Genomic DNA, 16,029 nt, shown 5'->3' on the forward strand with positions numbered 1-16,029 from the left:
GTCCCTAGGTGCTCTTGAATTCCTGGCGCTGACGGCCCAGGCCCTCGATCGCCACCTCCACGACGTCACCGGCCCGCAGGTACGGCTTCGGCTCCGGCTGGCCCATGGCCACGCCGGCCGGCGTACCCGTGACGATGACGTCACCGGGGTAGAGGGTCATGAACTGGCTCAGGTACCGGACGACCTCGCCGACCGGGAAGATCTGGTCCGAGGTGCTGCCGTCCTGCTTCAGCTCACCGTTGACCCACAGCTTCACGTCCAGGACCTGCGGGTCCGGGACCTCGTCGGCGGTGACCAGCCAGGGGCCGAGCGGGGTGAAGGTCTCGCAGTTCTTGCCCTTGTCCCAGGTGCCGCCGCGCTCGATCTGGAACTCGCGCTCCGAGACGTCGTTGACCAGCACGTAGCCGCCCACGTGCGCGAGACCCTCCTCGGCGGAGGACAGGTAGCGGGCGGTGCTGCCGATGACGACGCCGAGCTCGGCCTCCCAGTCGGTCTTCACGCTGCCGCGCGGGATCAGCACGGTGTCGTCGGGGCCGACCACGGTGTCCGCGGCCTTCAGGAACAGGATCGGCTCGGCCGGCGGCTCCGCGCCGATCTCGGCCGCGTGCCCGAAGTAGTTCAGGCCGATGCCCACGACCTTGCCGATGCGGCCGACCGGCGCACCGATCCGGAGCCCTTCGGCGCCCAGGACCGGAAGCTCACCGGACGCGGCCGCGTCCCGTACCCGGGACAGCACGGAGTCGTCGGCCAGGAGGCCGCCGTCCACATCCGTGATCAGGCCGGACAGGTCACGCAGGGTCCCGTCCTGGTCGAGCAGCGCGGGGCGTTCCGACCCGACGGGTCCGACACGCAGCAGCTTCATGGGCATTCTCCCGTGGTCGTGGGTGGTCGGCCCATGGGCGTGCCACGGGCCGGCCGATGGGTTGCGGCCATCGGAGGATTGGTTGATCCTCCAAGAAGTTCGCCCAATCCGCAAGACCTTGTTCACGGACTGGAACGCGCCCCTCCACCGCCCGCCACCCACTCCACCTACGCCACTTGCGCCACTTACGCCATCTGCTCCACCTGTTCCGTCCGGCCGGCCTTCTCCGCACGCTCGGCCCGCTCCTTGCGGTGCTGGAGCCAGATCCGCTCCGCCACCGACCACGCGGTGGTGGTCAGCAGGTACAGCCCGGCGGCCAGCGGCACCACGGCGGCCGTGATCAGCGTCCCGAACGACAGCAGGGGCAGTACGCCGCCCAGCTTGCGCATGACCTCCTGCTGCTCGGCGGTCACCTCGGCCACGACCCCGGCCTTGACGCCCGGCTTGGTGCCCGGCTTGGCGCCCGGCTTGGTTTTCGCCGCTCCCGGCTTGGCCTTGCCACGGCCGGCCGATGTCGCCGCGGAGGCGGAGGCCGCCGCCGCGGCCGCGGCCTTGCGGCCCCGTACCGCACTCCAGGCGGCGACCACCGCGATCGCCCCGAACAGGCCGAGGAACACCAGCCCCTGTGCCCCGAACGGGCCGCCCTCCCCCAGCGCCTCGGTCCACCGGGAGCCCAGCGGCGCGGCGAAGAGCCGGTGTCCGAGCAGCTCGTTGGCCTCGCCGCCGACCTTCGACGAGGAGAACGCCTGGTACATCACGAAGAACACCGGCAGCTGGAGCAGCAGCGGCAGGCACCCCGCCGCCGGGGTCGCCCCGCGGAAGGCGGCCCGGCTCAGCGGGTGCAGCGCGAGCCGTACGAGCACGGTGAACAGCACGATCGCGGCAGCGGTCGCGGACTGGGCCAGTACCGGCTCCAGAAGCCGGCCCAGCTCAGCAACAAGGTGGGTGAAAACGGACACGTGGGCCCTCCGAAGGGTCTCGTCGAACGTCGAAAGAGATGCATTTCGGCGTGACGACCCGCGAGGGGCGACAACAGTGATCAGTCAGCAGAAGGCGAGAACAAGCACGACAACAGGATGTACTGCGCGCCCCTACGCGGCCGTCAGGAGGGCACGGCCGGGTGCCCTGGGCCGCGACCGGCCCGAGGCGTCGGGATCACGCTGCGGCAGGAACGCCGTGCGCTGCTCGCGATCACGTATCGCGGTGCGTATGCGGTGCGGCGGCACGGGCCGCACGAGCCGCGTGGCGGCGGCCAGGGCCTCGGTGCCCACGGCGACGGTGGCCGCGAGGGCGACCACGACGGCGCCCAGCCCGCTCTCCCCGGCGAACAGCCCGAGGACTCCCCCGAGCAGCACGAGCGGGAGCAGCACGGCGAGGGCGCGCGAGGCCCGGGCGAACACGTTGGCCATGCGGACCTCCCCCTCTCCACTCCGTACTCCGGCACGCGCATTCACGTACGCGTTCGATGGTAACCGGCCCCGCTGACAACGGAACGGGGTCGGGAGGACTCGAGGGTCAGGAGGGCTTGGGGGTCACGATGGCTTGAGGGTCCCCCAGACCACCAGCCGGTACTTGGAGCTGTACTCGGGCGTGCAGGTGGTGAGGGTGATGTACGCGCCGGGCTCGCCGTACCCCTGGTCCGGCTTCACGACGCTCCGCGGCACGGGCGCGATCACCCCGGTGTCCCGCTCGGTCGTCTCGCTCAGGGTCTTGCCGACCACGTACGTGAACCTGCGCCCCCGGATGTCGACGATCAGCTCGTCGCCCGCCCGCAGCCGGTTGATGTAGCGGAAGGGCTCGCCGTGGGTGTTCCGGTGGCCGGCCAGCGCGAAGTTCCCCCGCTCCCCGGGCCCGGCGGTCCCGGGGTACTGCCCGACGTAGCCCTTGTCCAGGACGGCCCGCTTGTCGATCCCCTGCGCGACGGGCACGACGAGCCCGAGGCGCGGGATGCGCAGGACGGCGTACGCCCGGTCCCGCTGCGCCGCCGGCCCGGCGGCGGCCTTCTCGGCGGGGCCGGGCCCGGGCGGTACGGGTACGGGTACGGGAACGGTCGCGGTCGGCTCCGGAAGATCAGGTGCGCCGGGTACGCCGGGTGCGCCGGGTGCGTCAGGTGAGTCAGGTGCGTCAGGTCCACCAGGTGCGGGATCCTGCCCCCAGGCCCGCTCCAGGGCCTGGACCCGGTCCTGCGCGGCGGCCGCGGCCTGCCGGTTGGTCCACCACACCTGGTGCACCACCAGCAACAACACCACCACGCCCACGGTGACGGTCAGCTCGGCGGCCGCCCACAGCACCCCCACGAGACCGGCCCGGCGCGCCCGCCGGCCGCTCCCCTGAACCACCACAGGTATGTGATCCCGCACGGGCGGCACCCTAAGTCCTCCCCCGTCAACTGACCAGCGGCAGTACGGTGTGAACCATGCGCCCCGACACGCCTGCCGAGCACATCGCCGAAGCCGAGCGCCTCATCCGCACGGCGACCCGCTACCCCGAGGACCAGGAGCCCTTGCTCCTCCAGGCCGCGGCCCACCTCGAACTGGCCGACGCACGCGACCGGGCGAGCGCCCTCTACGACCAACTCCTGTCCTCCTCGCCTTCCGACCCCCACCTGATCAAGGCCCTGCAGGCGGCGAACCTGTGGGAGTACGGCCACGAGGCGGAGGCCCGCGCCCTCATCTCGGGGATCCGCGCCGCCTCGCCCAAGGACCCGGCGCCGTGGGAGGTCATCGCGGAAGCCCTTGAGGCCCACGACGAGTTGGAGGCCTCGCACGAGTGCTTCACCGAAGCGGCGACCCTCCTCATCACGGAGGACGACCCGCTCACCCAGGCCACCACCGCCCTCCTGACGGGCCGCCACCGGGTACGCCGCCTCCTCGGGCGCCCGCACGACGACTGGGACATGGTCGCCGACACCCGTCACATCGGCCCGATCCCCCTGGACGAGCTCCACGACCCGAAGCGCATCTGGGCGCTCGGCTCCGACGACCCCGCCGAACTGCGCGCCGAGATCGCCCGCCTGCGCGCCGAACTGGGCGACCGCCGCGCGGCCCTCTCCCGCCCGTTCCCGGTGGCGATCCTCCACTGGCCCGCACGCGAACTGGCCGAGCTCCTCACCTCGTACCCCACGCTCGCCACGGAGTACGCCTCGCACGAGGCCCACCTGAGGGAGATCGAGACGTCCCTGCGCGCCCTGGCCGCCTCGGGCACCACGAACCTCGGCATCGTCACCGCGAGCGTCCCCTCCTACGAGGCCTTCGCGGCCTCCGAGAAGACCTCCCCGGCCTCCCCGTCCCTCCTGGCCGAATACGCCACCACCCTCGCCGCCCGCGGCAAAGCCACCCCCTGGCCCCCCACCCCCACCAACCCCTGCTGGTGCACATCGGGCAAGCCGTACGCGGAATGCCACGGGGGCTGAAGGGCCCTGGGGGGCGGTAGCCACCACGCCTCCGCCCCTACGGGAGCCGGTTCGCCCACCGCTCGCGGTGCTTGCGCGCAAACTGGATGCCGATGTTGTGACCCTTGGCCTGCGCAAGCGCCGCGCGGAACCGGCCGGTGATTCCGTCGATCACATCGAGCTCGTCCGTCAGCTGCAGGGCGCCCCGATCGAACAGGGCGTGGCAGTTGGGGCACAGGCACAGGACGTTTTCGATCCGGTCGTGACCCAAGTGCGGCTTGCCGACGGCCTGTATGTGCGCCGCCTCGCTGTAGGCCTCGCCCTCCAGGGAAACGATCAGCCGTGCGCGACATATCTGGCAGGTGTTGTCGTACATCTTCTTCACCGCGCGCACGACCGTGGAGTCGCGCACCAGTCGATCCTGGGAGATGTAGCGCCGGGCCTGTTCCTCGAAGGGCGTCTCAGCACCGGCCAACGGGTCCACGGGCTGAGGGGTCGGCACCTGTCCGGGCCGGATCTTGAGCAGCTCGAACTGGCAGATGCCGAAGCCTTCCTGCCCGGCCGTCAGCCAGTGGTCCGCCACCCTGAACAGCCCGCGGTAGACGTAGCCCTTGGTCGCTCGCCGGCGCTTGCCCCGGGTGATCCCGAGGCCCTCGATCACGCGCACGGGATGTCCCATGGCCTGCGAAACGACCAGCGCAGCGTTGCCCCGCTTCCCCAGGGACTGGTCGGCGACCATCCGCCCCGAATCCCGGTCGCGGCCCCCTTCGCCTGTATAGACGATCAGGTCGCCTTCGTCACGATCGTCTATGTAGCCGCCGGAGAGCACGATGGAGTCGGCACCCGTCTTCTCGGTGCCCGAGATTCCCTGCCCCTTGAAGCGGTGAAGGCCGTGGGCGTGGAGCTCCGTGTGGCCCTTAAACCAGTCCCCCTCAGCCACACCGTCAGGGGTACCGAACGCGACGGATCTTGAAGGCGCAGTCATGCGCGCATCATGTCAAAGGATCAATCGTGGGTCAGCGGTCGGCCGTCGCGTAGGTGGCTGCGGCCATCGTGGTGGCGGCTGTGAAGACCGCGGGCCAGGGGCCGATCTTCTTGGCCAGGGGGTGGGAGGCGGCGAAGGCGGCGATGTAGGCCGCGCCGAGGACGGCCGTCGTCGTCGGGGTCGTGCGGCGGTGCCATTCGCGGGCCGCGACGGTGCCGGCGGCCGCGAGGACCACGCCGCCGAGGGGGCGCTTGCCGGTCCAGCGGGCGGCGGCGTAGCCGCCGACGAGGCCGGCTGCGGCCACGAGTGAGGTGGGGATCTGCGCCATGGTGGGGGCATCCGGCCGTTCGGACGTCATCGGTCGAGGCTAACGCGCCCGGCGGGTGAAGCGGCGCGCGGCCGCCACCCCCAGCACCACGACGGCTCCGCCGAGGACACCGGGCGGGACGCTGTCCTGAACGGCGCGGGGAAGCACCGCCATCACTCCCAGGATGATGAAGAACGCCACGGCGCAGCCTCCGAGCGCGACCAGTACGCGGGTGATGAGGGTGTTCGTCGGCACGTTGGGCTCCGGGGTGTCGTGCTAGTCGTGCGGTTCCTGCGCGTCGTGCAAGTCGTGCCAGTCGTGCGATGCGCTCGGCTGCGCGCTCTCCCCGTTCAACGCCCGCCCGTGCACCGCCGATACGGGCGTTCCGCGACACCGTACGGAAGTCGGATTTGTCGCACACCCTCCGGATCCGTGCACCTGCCCTCAAGGGAACCTCCCCGGCGTAGATTCACTCTCTGAGAGGGGCGATACGACCGAAGCCGCCCAAGCCGGCCCAAGGAGCTGCAAACGTGATCTGTTATGGACCGGCCGTCCTGGACCTGTCGGACGAACTCGCCGACGCCTACAGCGAGGTCTTCTCCGCGCCGCCGTGGAACGAAGACGAAGAAACCATTCGCCAGTTCGCCGCCCGGCTCCAGGCCGACAGCCGCCGTACGGGATTCCGTACCGCCTTCGCCCAGTCCGCCGTCGGCATCGACGGATTCGCCACCGCCTGGCTGACCCCCAAGACCTTCCCCACCGACCGCTCCTACGGGCGCGTCACCGCACAGCTCGGCCGACCGCGCGTACGGGAACTCCTCATCGGTGCCCTGGAGATCGACGAGCTCGCCGTACGCCCGCACGCGCGCGGCCACGGCACCGGCCGCGCCCTCCTCGCCGAGATCACCGCCGACGCCCCGGACTCCCGCGCCTGGCTCCTCACCGCGCGCATGGCCACCGACACCGTCGCCACCTACCGCCGGCTCGGCTGGCACGAGGTCACCCCGCTGCCCGGAACGGAGAACGGCGTCGTCGTCTTCCTCGCCCCGAACCACCCCTCGGCCTGAGCATCGCCCGCACCCCACCGGGCATATCCGGGGCATGATCACACGCATCGCCGTCGCCCAGCGCCAGCTCAACATGGCCACCCACCACCAGCTCAGGCAGGCCGGGATCCCCGCCGCCACCATCAGCGGCCGCAGCCGCCGCGCAGGCCCCTGGCAACGGCTCCTGCCACGGGTGTACCTCCTGCAGACCGGCCCGCCGGAGCCCCGGCAGCACGCGCTGTCCGCCGTCCTGTACGCCGCCGAGCCCGCCGCCGACCCGCTGTCCGGGGCGACCGCCGCGCTCACCGGCGGCGCCGCACTCGCCCTCCTCGGCATCCGCGGCGCCCCGCCCGACCCGCTCCACGTCCTCGTACGCTCCCCGCGCACGGTGACGGCCGCCGGCCGCGTCCGCCCCGCCCCGACCTCCCGCTGGCCCGCGACCATCCACATCCACGGCGTCCCCAGCGCCCGCCCGGTCCGGGCCGCCGCCGACTTCGCGGCCCGCACGGACGACGCCGACCTGGTGCGTTCCGTCCTCGCGAACGTCGTCCAGGGCGGCTGGTGCCACCCCCACGACCTGCACGCCGAACTGCGCGCCGGGCGCGTCCGGCACCGCCCCGCCGTCCGCGCCGCCGCCGCGGAACTGCTCGCCGGGGTCCGCTCGATCGCCGAGGGCCGCGCCCGCGACACCCTGTCGGCCACGGACCTGCCCGCACCCCTGTGGAACGCCCGTCTCTACGCCCCGGACGGCGCCTTCCTCGCCTCACCGGACGCGTACTGGCCCGAGGAGGGCGTGGCGCTGGAGGTCGACTCCGCGGAGTACCACTACACGCGCGACGCCTGGCAGGCCACGCTGCACCGCCGGCTGCGCCTGGAGTCCCGCGGCGTCCTGGTCGCCAGTACGACCCCGGCGATCCTCCGGGACCGGCCGGCGGACGTCATCGGCGCCCTGCGCGCCCTCCTCGCCCTGGGCGCGGCCCGCCCCGCGCCACCGGGCGTCACCGCCCGCGGGCACGCCCAGCTGGAGCTGCCGCTCCCGGGGCCGTAGCCCCACCCCCGCCTGCGCCTGCCCTTACGCCTGCGCCCGCGCCTACGCCCCGAAGGCGCGGGACACCGAGTAGATCAGCAGGCCCGCCAGGGCGCCGACCACCGTGCCGTTGATCCGGATGAACTGCAGGTCGCGGCCGATGTGGGCCTCGATCTTGCGGGAGGTGTGCTCGGCGTCCCAGCCCGCCACCGTGTCCGTGATCAGCGAGGTGATCTCGGTCCGGTAGGTGGTGACGACGTAGACGACCGCGCCCTCGATCCAGCCCTCCAGCTTCGCCTGCAGCCGGCCGTCGGTGGCCAGCCGCGCGCCCAGGGAGATCAGCGAGGCGCGGACCCGCAGGCGCAGCTCGCTCTGCTCGTCCTCCGCCGCCGAGATGATCATCGCGCGGATCGCCGACCAGGCCGAGGCGATGACGTCCTGGACCTCGTCGCGCGCCAGGATCTCGGACTTGAGGCGCTCCACCCTCGCGCGCGTCTCCGTGTCCGACTGGAGGTCGGCCGCGAAGTCCCGCAGGAACCGGTCCACCGCCCCGCGCGCCGGGTGCTCGGGCATGTCCCGCATCTCCGTGACGAAACGGAGCAGCTCCTTGTAGACGCGCTCGCCCACCTTGCGGTCCACGAACCGCGGGGTCCAGCCGGGGGCGCCGCCCTGGACCGCGTCCGTGATCGAGTCCCCGTGCGTGACGAGCCAGTCGTGGGCCTTGGCGCAGATCAGGTCGACGGCCCGGCGGTGGCCGCCGTCCGCGACGACCCGCTCCAGGGTCTTGCCGATGCCCGGCGCGATCTCGGCGGTCTCCGCGCGCCGGGTGATCGCCTCGCCGACGACGGCCTGCACGTCGGAGTCGCGCAGTACGGTCAGCGCCCCGCGCAGGGCGGCCGCCAGCTCGGCCGTGACCCGGTCCGCGTGGGCGGGCTCGGCCAGCCAGGCCCCGAGGCGGCCGCCGATGCCGAGGGCGTGGAGGCGGGCCCGGACCACGTCGGAGGAGAGGAAGTTCTCGCCGACGAACTCACCGAGGGTGACGCCGAGCTGGTCCTTCTTGGTCGGGATGATCGCGGTGTGCGGGATGGGCAGGCCGAGCGGCCGCTTGAAGAGGGCGGTGACGGCGAACCAGTCCGCGAGCGCGCCGACCATGCCGGCTTCGGCCGCGGCGGCCACGTACGCGGCCCAGCCGCCGGCGCCCCACGCGTGCTGGGCGTACTTGGCCAGTACGTAGACCAGCGCCACCAGGATCAGCAGACCGGTCGCGATGGTCTTCATCCGCCGGACACCGCGCCGGCGCTCCTCGTCCGCGGCGTTGAACACGAACGCTCCGCGGGCGGGGGGCGGTACGGGTGGTGGTGGCGACGGCGGCGGGGCGGTGCCTCCGGCTGTGCTGCGGTTCTCCACGTGCTCCTGCCTTCCCCCGGGGGCGCCGGTTTTGTCTGCATAGCATCCGACTCCTGGGAGGCCCGAGGAGTTCCCGCCACGCCCTTTCGCTCCCGCGCGGGCTGCGGTACGGAGACCCGCGCCGCTCCGCTGCCCGCGCGGGCTGCCGTACGGAGACCCACGCCTGGCTTGCCGCTCCGCGACGGGCCAAGCACCCTCGGCCTCCGGCCGATCGATCCGTTCCCTGCCCGGAACAGGGCCAGGCCCGGCCCCGGCCGGATCCGCTGCCGCGAGCCGGAGCCCCGGCCCACCGGCGGCCGAAGCCCGGGCCCCGGACTCCCCGAAGGCGACAGCATGGGCCGGGGCCCGGCGTCGACGGCAGGGCCACGGTCCCGGTCCGCGCCGCCGACGCGCCGGCGCCGATGTGGCCCCTGCCCAGCGCACAGCCGCGAGCGGCCACAAGCCGAACCACCTGCCGGCCTGTCGCCGCGCCGATGCCCAGGCCCGGACGGGCCGGCCCGCCGACCCGCCGGCCCGGCAGCCACTCCGGCGGGCGGCGCGGCGCCCGGCCGTGGGCGCAGCGGCGGGCGACACGGCGGGTCCGGAGGGTCCGCGGGGCGGCGGGCCGCCCGGCCCCCGGCCCCGCGCACCGCCGGCGACGGCCGCAGGCCCGGCAAGTCGAGCCGTCGGCCCGCCTGTCGGGAAGCGGCCCTGTCGACGGGCCGATGCCCGCCGCCCCGGGCAGGCGGGCCCAGGCCTCGGACCCTGGCAGGCGGGCACCGCCGGATGGGCACTGTTCGCGCCGCTACAGCTCTTTGCGGAGGGATGGGCCCGCCACTGGGGGCTTGGGGTTCTTGACCTTGATTTCCACGCCGCCCCAGAAGGCGAAGCCCGTGATGACGACCCGCGGGGCGCCCGGCAGGGACGGGCCCGGGCTGTGGCGTTGGTCGAAGGCGCCCATGAAGCCGAAGCCCCGTACGTCGAGCTCCACCCCCGGCGGCACCGTGATCTCGATGCCGCCCATGATCGCGACGCAGTTGATCACCACCTCGCGCTGCGCGAAGTCCGCCTCGCGCAGGTCCAGCTCGCCGCCGCCCCAGAACGCCACGGCGTCGAAGCGCGCCGGCACCGTCCACCGGCCCTTGCGCTGGAACCCCGACATGACCGCGACCGCCAGCGTGGAGGTCCCCGCCCCGCCGATCCGCCCCGGCCACGGCGCGGCCGCCGACCCGGCGGCCGGTACCGGCTGCGCGGCCGGCCCCGCCGCCGCCGGCAGGTCCCGCGTCAGCGGTTCCAGTTCCGCGTACGTCCGGGACTTGTACGCCGCCTCCAGCCGCTCCTCGAATTCCTCCATGTCGAGCCGGCCCTCGGCGACGGCGTCCCGCAGACGCTCCGCCACCCGGTCCCGGTCGGCATCCGACGCCCTCAGCTCCGGCAACGGCTTCTCCGGCCGATCGTCACTCATGCGCACCAGACTATGCAGGGTTTCCCGGGAGTTGTACGGGGAGGACCTGGGCTCGTCCCTGAGATCGACCCCGGTTTTCCCCTGATCGACCCGCGGCGTCAGCCCCGGCCCGCGTACATGCGCGCGATCACGTCCTCGATGTCCGGCTCCCGCACCGACAGGTCCACCAGCGGGTACTCCGCCGCCACCGCCGCCACCAGCGGGGCCGCCGACGTCCCCGCCGGGAACGCCAGCCACTGCCGCGGCCCCTCCACCTTCACCACCCGCGCACCCGCCACCTCGATCGGCGCGAGCTCCCGCTCCAGGTCCACCACCAGCGTCCGCTCGCTCGCCCCCGCGGAACCCTCCGAACCCGCCGAACCCGCCGCGTGCAGCCCGTCCAGCACCCCGTCGTACATCAGCCGCCCGTGGTCGATCACCATCACCCGCTCGCACAGCTGCTCGATGTCCTGGAGGTCGTGCGTGGTCAGCAGCACCGTCGTCCCGAGCTCCTCGTTCAACTGCCGCAGGAAGCCCCGTACCTTCGCCTTGCTCACCACGTCGAGCCCGATCGTCGGCTCGTCCAGGTACAGCACCTCCGGATCGTGCAGCAGCGCCGCCGCGATGTCCCCGCGCATCCGCTGCCCGAGCGACAACTGCCGTACCGGTACGTCCAGCAGCTCGGCCAGGTCCAGCCGGTCCACGCAGCGTTCCAGGTTCTCCGCGAACCGCGCCGCCGGGATCCGGTACATCCGCCGCATCAGCCCGTACGAGTCCTTCAGCGGCAGGTCCCACCACAGCGTGGTGCGCTGCCCGAAGACCACCCCGATCCGGTGCGCGAGGCGCATCCGCTCCCGCGACGGGTCGATGCCCGCGACCCGCAGCCGGCCGCCGCTCGGGGTCAGGATGCCCGTCAGCATCTTGATGGTGGTCGACTTCCCGGCGCCGTTGGGCCCGATGTAGCCCACCATCTCGCCCCGCGCGACCTCGAAGCTGATCCCGTCCACCGCCCGCACCTGGCGTTTCTCCCGGCGCATCAGACTCACCCGGCGCCGTACGTCGAAGACCTTCTCGACCCCGTCCAGCGAGATCAGCGCATCCTCGTCAGCCACAGCTAGCTCCCCGTGCTTCGGTACGAACGGACTCCCGCGCGCCACGCCAGCGACGCGGGCAGGAACACCAGGAAGGCCACCGGCGGACCCAGGTACGCGACCCACCCGGGCAGTCCCAGCGGATCGGGCCGCCCCAGCACGTACAGCGCGGGCAGCCAGTTGACGAAGGCGAGCGGCACGACGAAGGTGACCCCGCGCAGCAGGTCCTTCGCGAAGATCGTCGGAGGGTACTGGAGCATCGTGCAGCCGCCGTAGGTGAAGGAGTTCTGGACTTCCGCCGCGTCCCCGGCGATGAACTGGAAGGCCGCCCCGGTCAGCATCACCGCCGCGAAGATCGCCGCCCCGGCCACGATCATCACGGGCACCATCAGCGCCTTCCCGGCCGTCCACTCCACGTCCAGGGACCAGAGCGCCCAGCCCAGCACCCCGAGCCCCTGCATGACCCGCCCCAGCCGGCGCAGCGCGAACCGGTCCGCCGCCACCTGCGCGAGCACCGGAACCGGACGCACCAGCATCGTGTCCAGCGAGCCGTCCCGGATCCGGGCACCGATCCGGTCCGTGTTCCCCATCAGCAGGTCCGCCAGCCCCAGGGAGGCCGAGCAGGCCCCGTACAGGAGGGCGATCTCGGGCAGCGTGAAGCCGCCGAGGACGTCCACGTGGGAGAACATGATGTAGATGGTGACGAAGTCGAGGAGGGTGATCGCGGCGTTCCCGAACGCGGACAGCGCGAAGGACGCCCGGTACGTCATCGTGGAGCGGATCCACATCGCCACGATCAGCCCGTAGCCGCGCAGCCCCTCCCGGACCTGCCGTACGCGGGCGGACCCGCCGAGCGGACCCGCACCCGACGGCGCCCCCGGTCCCGCACCCGGCCCCGCGCCCGGTCCCGCCCCCGACGCCGTCAACTCCCGCCCCGGCGACGCCTCGACGGCCTCGACGACCTCGGCCGCCGCCACCGCTTCCGCCTCAGCCACCCTGGACCACCACCTTCCGCGTAGCCGCCGACTGCAGCAGCCGCCCCGCGCCCAGCAGTACGAGCGCCCACCCGGCCTGGAACCCCAGCGCCTCGGCCGCGCCCCCGGCCCCCGCGTGCTTGCCCAGCAGGACGTCCATCGGCACCTGAAGGATCGCCGACCACGGCAGGACGCGCACGAACTCGCCGAAACCGCCCGGGAAGACGGTCAGCGGCAGCACCATCCCGGAGAAGAAGATCGTGACGACGGTCGCCATCAGGTTGATCCCGGCCCCGTCCATCAGCCAGAAGGCCAGCAGCCCCAGCAGGTAGCGCACCGCGAAGCTCACCACCAGCCCGAGCGCGACCGAGACCAGGAACAGCAGCCAGCGCAGCGGATCGGTGGGCAGCGCCAGCCGGAACGCCAGCGCCCCCGCCGCCAGCGGGACCAGTCCGCGCCCCAGCAGCTGGAAGCCCGCCCGACCCATGTCGGCGGCGAGCCACCACATCTGGAGGTCCGCCGGCCGGTACAGGTCGACGGCGATGTCGCCCGTGCGCACCCGCTCCTGGATCTCCTCCTGGAAGCCGCCCCCGATCAACGCCCCTGCGGCGAGCAGCGACTGGCTCACCCACACGAAGGTGAGGGCCTGCGCCTGGTCGTAGCCGCCGAGTCCGGGGCGCTCGTCCCACAGTGCGATGTACGTGTACGCCACGATGAAACCGAACGTGGTGTTGGTGAAGACCCCGGCCGCCGTCGCCGTTCCATAGGTGGCGTACCGCCTGAATCCCCCTGCCGCGACCGCCAGGTAGAGACGCACTCTCCGGCGCACCGTATCCCTCCGTTTTCCACGTCGTTCCTACGTCGGCCAAAGCGCGCGAGCTTAGTGCGGAGGGGCGATCCACGCGACCGATTTACGCCCGTCCGGAGCGGAATCACCGGCCATCGGGTAGACACCATGAGGTACAGAAGTGGATATTTCGAACGGCGTCGAGGAGTCCTGGAGATGAGCGACCAGTCACCACCCCCGGGCTGGACCCCTCGCGACCCGGACACCCCGCCCGAAGCACGGCAACCACGGGCGAACCAGCGGCCCCAACAGCAACCAGGAGCCCGGCAACCGGGGGACCGGCAGCAACCGCAGCCGCAGGCCCAGCCCCAACCGCAACCCGGCCCGCCCGCACCGGGGAAGCCGCCCCGCCGCAAGCGCATCGGCTGGCGCCGCCTCATCCCCACGTGGCGCATGGTCCTGGGCGCCGTCCTGCTCCTCGCCCTGCTGATCGGCGGCGCCCTCGTCGCCGGCTACCTGCTCGTCGACATCCCGCCGGCCAACGCCGCCGCCACCGCGCAGTCCAACGTCTACCTCTACTCCGACGGCTCGCAGATCGCCCGCGACGGCGAGGTCAACCGCGTCAACGTGCCGCTCTCCCAGATCCCGCGGACCGTGCAGGAAGCCGTACTGGCCGCCGAGGACCGGGACTTCTACTCCGAACGGGCGGTGGACCCCAAGGCGATGCTCCGCGCCGCCTGGAACACCGCGACCGGCAAGGGCACCCAGTCCGGCTCCACCATCACCCAGCAGTACGTCAAGAACTACTACCTGGGCCAGGAACAGACGATCAAACGCAAGGTCAAAGAGTTCTTCATCGCGATCAAACTCGGCCGCGAGAAGTCGAAGGACTACATCCTCGAGGGCTACCTGAACACCAGCTACTTCGGCCGCAACGCCTACGGCATCCAGGCCGCCGCCCAGGCCTACTACGGCAAGGACGTCAGCGACCTCACCACCGCCGAGGGCGCCTACCTCGCCACCCTCCTCAACTCCCCCAGCGCCTTCGACGTGGTCGCCCACCCCCAGAGCCGCCCCCGCGCCCTCGCCCGCTGGAACTACGTACTCGACGGCATGGTCAAGAAGGGCTGGCTGTCCGAGACCGAGCGCGCCACGACGCAGTTCCCCGAGCCCGGCAAGGTCCGCGCGGCCGCGGGCCTTGCCGGACAGCGCGGCTACCTCGTGGAAGCGATCAAGGACTACATCGTCGAGAACAAGATCCTCGACGACAAGACCCTCGCCGAGGGCGGCTACCGGATCACCTCCACCATCGACAAGCGCCGCCAGACCGCCTTCGTCGAGGCCGTCGACGACCAGATGATCGGCAAACTCGAACCGGACACGCGCAAGGCGGACCGGCTGGTGCGGGCCGGCGGGGTCTCCATCGACCCGGCCACCGGCAAGGTCGTCGCCATGTACGGCGGCATCGACTACACCAAGCAGTACGTCAACAACGCGACCCGGCACGACTACCAGGTCGCCTCCACCTTCAAACCGTTCGTCTTCGCGTCCGCCGTCGAGAACGGCTCCCGCACCCAGGACGGCCGCCGGATCACCCCGAACACGATCTACAACGGCGACAACAAGCGCCCCGTCGTCGGCGGCCGGATCCGTTTCAGCCCCGAGAACGAGGGCCAGATCTCGTACGGGAACATCACCGTCAACACCGCCACCGACCTCTCCGTCAACGCCGTGTACGCGCAGATGGTGGTCGACGTCGGCACCGGCAAGGTCAAGAAGACCGCCATCGACCTCGGCGTCCCCGAGGACACCCCGAACTTCGTCACGGGCCCCGCCATGGCGCTCGGCACGATGCAGGCCAGCGTCCTGGACATGACCCAGGCCTACGCGACCCTCGCCGACCACGGCCGACGCACCCCGTACACCTTCCTGGAGAAGATCACCAAGGGCGGCGACACGATCGGCCTGCCCGAGCGCACCCCCACCCAGGCCATCAGCCGCGAGGCCGCCGACACCACCACGTCCATGCTGGTCAGCGTCGTGGACAACGGCACCGGTACGGCGGCCCTCGCCGCCGGTCACCCGGCCGCCGGCAAGACCGGCACCGGCGAACTGGACCGCTCGGCCTGGTTCGCGGCCTACACCCCGAACCTGGTCACGGTCGTCTCGATGATGGGCCAGGACCCGGACACCGGAACCCTGCAGTCCCTCTACGGAGCCCTGGGCGAGCCCCGCATCGGCGGTGGCGGCTACCCGGCCCGGATCTGGGCCGCGTACACGAAGACCGCGCTGGAGGGCACCGACCCCGTCGACTTCGACCTGGAACTCCAGCCGGGCGCGGCGCAGCCCCCGCCCCCGCCCTCCCCGGAGTCCAACCCCCCGCAGGAGACGCCGGACGACGAGCTCACGCCCACGCCCCCGCAACGGCCGACCCCGCCGACGGGCGGCCGCGACAACGGCGGCCAGAACCAAGGGGGTCAGAACAACGGCCAGACGCAGGGCGGCCAGAACCAGGGAGGACAGAACAACGGCGGCCAGAACAACGGGGGCCAGACCCAGGGCGGGCAGAACAACGGGGGTCAGGACAACGGCGGCCAGACGCAGGGCGGTCAGGACAACGGCGGCACCACCCAGGGCACCCAGGGGACGACGGGCACCCAGGGCGCCGACGGCGGGCCGGCCGAAGGACTGCGCCCGCCGCCGTCGGCGTTCCTGGAATGACCGCCGAC

General features: G+C 72.4%; 15 protein-coding genes and 1 pseudogene. 4 read left to right on the forward strand and 12 right to left on the reverse strand.

Going from position 1 to position 16,029, the window contains the following annotated elements; translation table 11 throughout:
- Positions 1–4: 4 nt before the first annotated feature.
- The 4 genes from AB0D29_RS08555 to AB0D29_RS08570 all read right to left on the reverse strand — a co-directional run bounded on the left by AB0D29_RS08555 (position 5) and on the right by AB0D29_RS08570 (position 3,204).
- On the reverse strand, positions 5–862 hold the full coding sequence (locus AB0D29_RS08555) for a fumarylacetoacetate hydrolase family protein (protein ID WP_362852779.1): 858 nt from the start codon (positions 860–862) through the stop codon (positions 5–7).
- 185 nt (positions 863–1,047) lie between these two features.
- Positions 1,048–1,821, reverse strand: coding sequence for a YidC/Oxa1 family membrane protein insertase (locus AB0D29_RS08560; RefSeq protein WP_362852780.1), 774 nt, complete (start codon positions 1,819–1,821; stop codon positions 1,048–1,050).
- A 132-nt stretch (positions 1,822–1,953) separates the two neighbouring features.
- Positions 1,954–2,271: a DUF6412 domain-containing protein gene (locus AB0D29_RS08565; RefSeq protein ID WP_030718027.1), complete on the reverse strand. Its 318-nt coding sequence runs from the start codon at positions 2,269–2,271 to the stop codon at positions 1,954–1,956.
- Between the two features lie 123 nt (positions 2,272–2,394).
- Positions 2,395–3,204, reverse strand: a complete 810-nt coding sequence (locus tag AB0D29_RS08570; protein ID WP_362852781.1) for a class E sortase — start codon at positions 3,202–3,204, stop codon at positions 2,395–2,397.
- Between the two features lie 74 nt (positions 3,205–3,278).
- Here AB0D29_RS08570 and AB0D29_RS08575 point away from each other — a divergent pair, with 74 nt between their 5' ends.
- Positions 3,279–4,274 (forward strand): SEC-C domain-containing protein, encoded by a 996-nt coding sequence (locus tag AB0D29_RS08575; RefSeq protein WP_362852782.1) that lies wholly within the window; start codon positions 3,279–3,281, stop codon positions 4,272–4,274.
- A 37-nt stretch (positions 4,275–4,311) separates the two neighbouring features.
- Here the strand turns inward: AB0D29_RS08575 and AB0D29_RS08580 are convergent, their stop codons facing one another.
- Genes AB0D29_RS08580 through AB0D29_RS08590 form a run of 3 tightly spaced genes read right to left on the reverse strand, consistent with a single transcriptional unit; the run spans position 4,312 to position 5,800 of the window.
- Positions 4,312–5,238, reverse strand: coding sequence for a YDG/SRA domain-containing protein (locus AB0D29_RS08580; RefSeq protein ID WP_362852783.1), 927 nt, complete (start codon positions 5,236–5,238; stop codon positions 4,312–4,314).
- A gap of 31 nt (positions 5,239–5,269) precedes the next feature.
- Positions 5,270–5,566, reverse strand: coding sequence for a hypothetical protein (locus tag AB0D29_RS08585; protein ID WP_362852824.1), 297 nt, complete (start codon positions 5,564–5,566; stop codon positions 5,270–5,272).
- Positions 5,567–5,605: 39 nt separating this feature from the next.
- Positions 5,606–5,800 carry a hypothetical protein gene (locus AB0D29_RS08590; RefSeq protein WP_362852784.1) on the reverse strand — a complete coding sequence of 65 codons (195 nt, stop codon included), beginning with the start codon at positions 5,798–5,800 and terminating at the stop codon, positions 5,606–5,608.
- A 275-nt stretch (positions 5,801–6,075) separates the two neighbouring features.
- On the opposite strand from AB0D29_RS08590, the gene AB0D29_RS08595 reads away from it, so the two are divergent.
- Together AB0D29_RS08595 and AB0D29_RS08600 are read left to right on the forward strand one after the other, a co-directional pair.
- Positions 6,076–6,612, forward strand: a complete 537-nt coding sequence (locus AB0D29_RS08595; RefSeq protein ID WP_362852785.1) for a GNAT family N-acetyltransferase — start codon at positions 6,076–6,078, stop codon at positions 6,610–6,612.
- A 34-nt stretch (positions 6,613–6,646) separates the two neighbouring features.
- Entirely contained in the window at positions 6,647–7,639 is a 993-nt protein-coding gene (locus tag AB0D29_RS08600) for a hypothetical protein (protein WP_362852786.1), read from the forward strand.
- A gap of 42 nt (positions 7,640–7,681) precedes the next feature.
- On the opposite strand, the gene AB0D29_RS08605 is transcribed toward AB0D29_RS08600, so the two are convergent.
- The 5 genes and pseudogenes from AB0D29_RS08605 to AB0D29_RS08625 form a co-directional block, all read right to left on the reverse strand.
- Positions 7,682–9,025, reverse strand: a complete 1,344-nt coding sequence (locus AB0D29_RS08605; protein ID WP_362852787.1) for a DUF445 domain-containing protein — start codon at positions 9,023–9,025, stop codon at positions 7,682–7,684.
- A gap of 823 nt (positions 9,026–9,848) precedes the next feature.
- A pseudogene (locus tag AB0D29_RS08610) lies at positions 9,849–10,469 on the reverse strand (DUF1707 domain-containing protein); the annotation flags it as partial.
- A 98-nt stretch (positions 10,470–10,567) separates the two neighbouring features.
- Positions 10,568–11,560, reverse strand: a complete 993-nt coding sequence (locus AB0D29_RS08615; RefSeq protein WP_362852788.1) for an ATP-binding cassette domain-containing protein — start codon at positions 11,558–11,560, stop codon at positions 10,568–10,570.
- Between the two features lie 2 nt (positions 11,561–11,562).
- A complete protein-coding gene (locus tag AB0D29_RS08620; protein ID WP_362852789.1) occupies positions 11,563–12,534 on the reverse strand; it encodes an ABC transporter permease in 972 nt (323 codons plus the stop codon).
- A complete protein-coding gene (locus AB0D29_RS08625) occupies positions 12,527–13,330 on the reverse strand; it encodes an ABC-2 family transporter protein (protein ID WP_362852790.1) in 804 nt (267 codons plus the stop codon). Before AB0D29_RS08625 ends, AB0D29_RS08620 begins: the two co-directional genes overlap by 8 nt.
- Before the next feature lie 423 nt (positions 13,331–13,753).
- Between AB0D29_RS08625 and AB0D29_RS08630 the strand changes: the two genes are divergently transcribed.
- Positions 13,754–16,021 carry a transglycosylase domain-containing protein gene (locus AB0D29_RS08630; protein ID WP_362852825.1) on the forward strand — a complete coding sequence of 756 codons (2,268 nt, stop codon included), beginning with the start codon at positions 13,754–13,756 and terminating at the stop codon, positions 16,019–16,021.
- Positions 16,022–16,029 lie beyond the last annotated feature (8 nt).

Source organism: Streptomyces sp. NPDC048424 (genome assembly GCF_040651555.1).
GTDB lineage: Bacteria > Actinomycetota > Actinomycetes > Streptomycetales > Streptomycetaceae > Streptomyces.

What these genes read in the sequence shown, in the direction of transcription:
- AB0D29_RS08555 (WP_362852779.1), bottom strand. Translation starts at nt 862, where the DNA reads ATGAAGCTGCTGCGTGTCGGACCCGTCGGGTCGGAACGCCCCGCGCTG.
- AB0D29_RS08565 (WP_030718027.1), bottom strand. Translation starts at nt 2,271, where the DNA reads ATGGCCAACGTGTTCGCCCGGGCCTCGCGCGCCCTCGCCGTGCTGCTC.
- AB0D29_RS08575 (WP_362852782.1), top strand. Translation starts at nt 3,279, where the DNA reads ATGCGCCCCGACACGCCTGCCGAGCACATCGCCGAAGCCGAGCGCCTC.
- AB0D29_RS08580 (WP_362852783.1), bottom strand. Translation starts at nt 5,238, where the DNA reads ATGACTGCGCCTTCAAGATCCGTCGCGTTCGGTACCCCTGACGGTGTG.
- AB0D29_RS08585 (WP_362852824.1), bottom strand. Translation starts at nt 5,566, where the DNA reads ATGGCGCAGATCCCCACCTCACTCGTGGCCGCAGCCGGCCTCGTCGGC.
- AB0D29_RS08600 (WP_362852786.1), top strand. Translation starts at nt 6,647, where the DNA reads ATGATCACACGCATCGCCGTCGCCCAGCGCCAGCTCAACATGGCCACC.
- AB0D29_RS08630 (WP_362852825.1), top strand. Translation starts at nt 13,754, where the DNA reads ATGGTCCTGGGCGCCGTCCTGCTCCTCGCCCTGCTGATCGGCGGCGCC.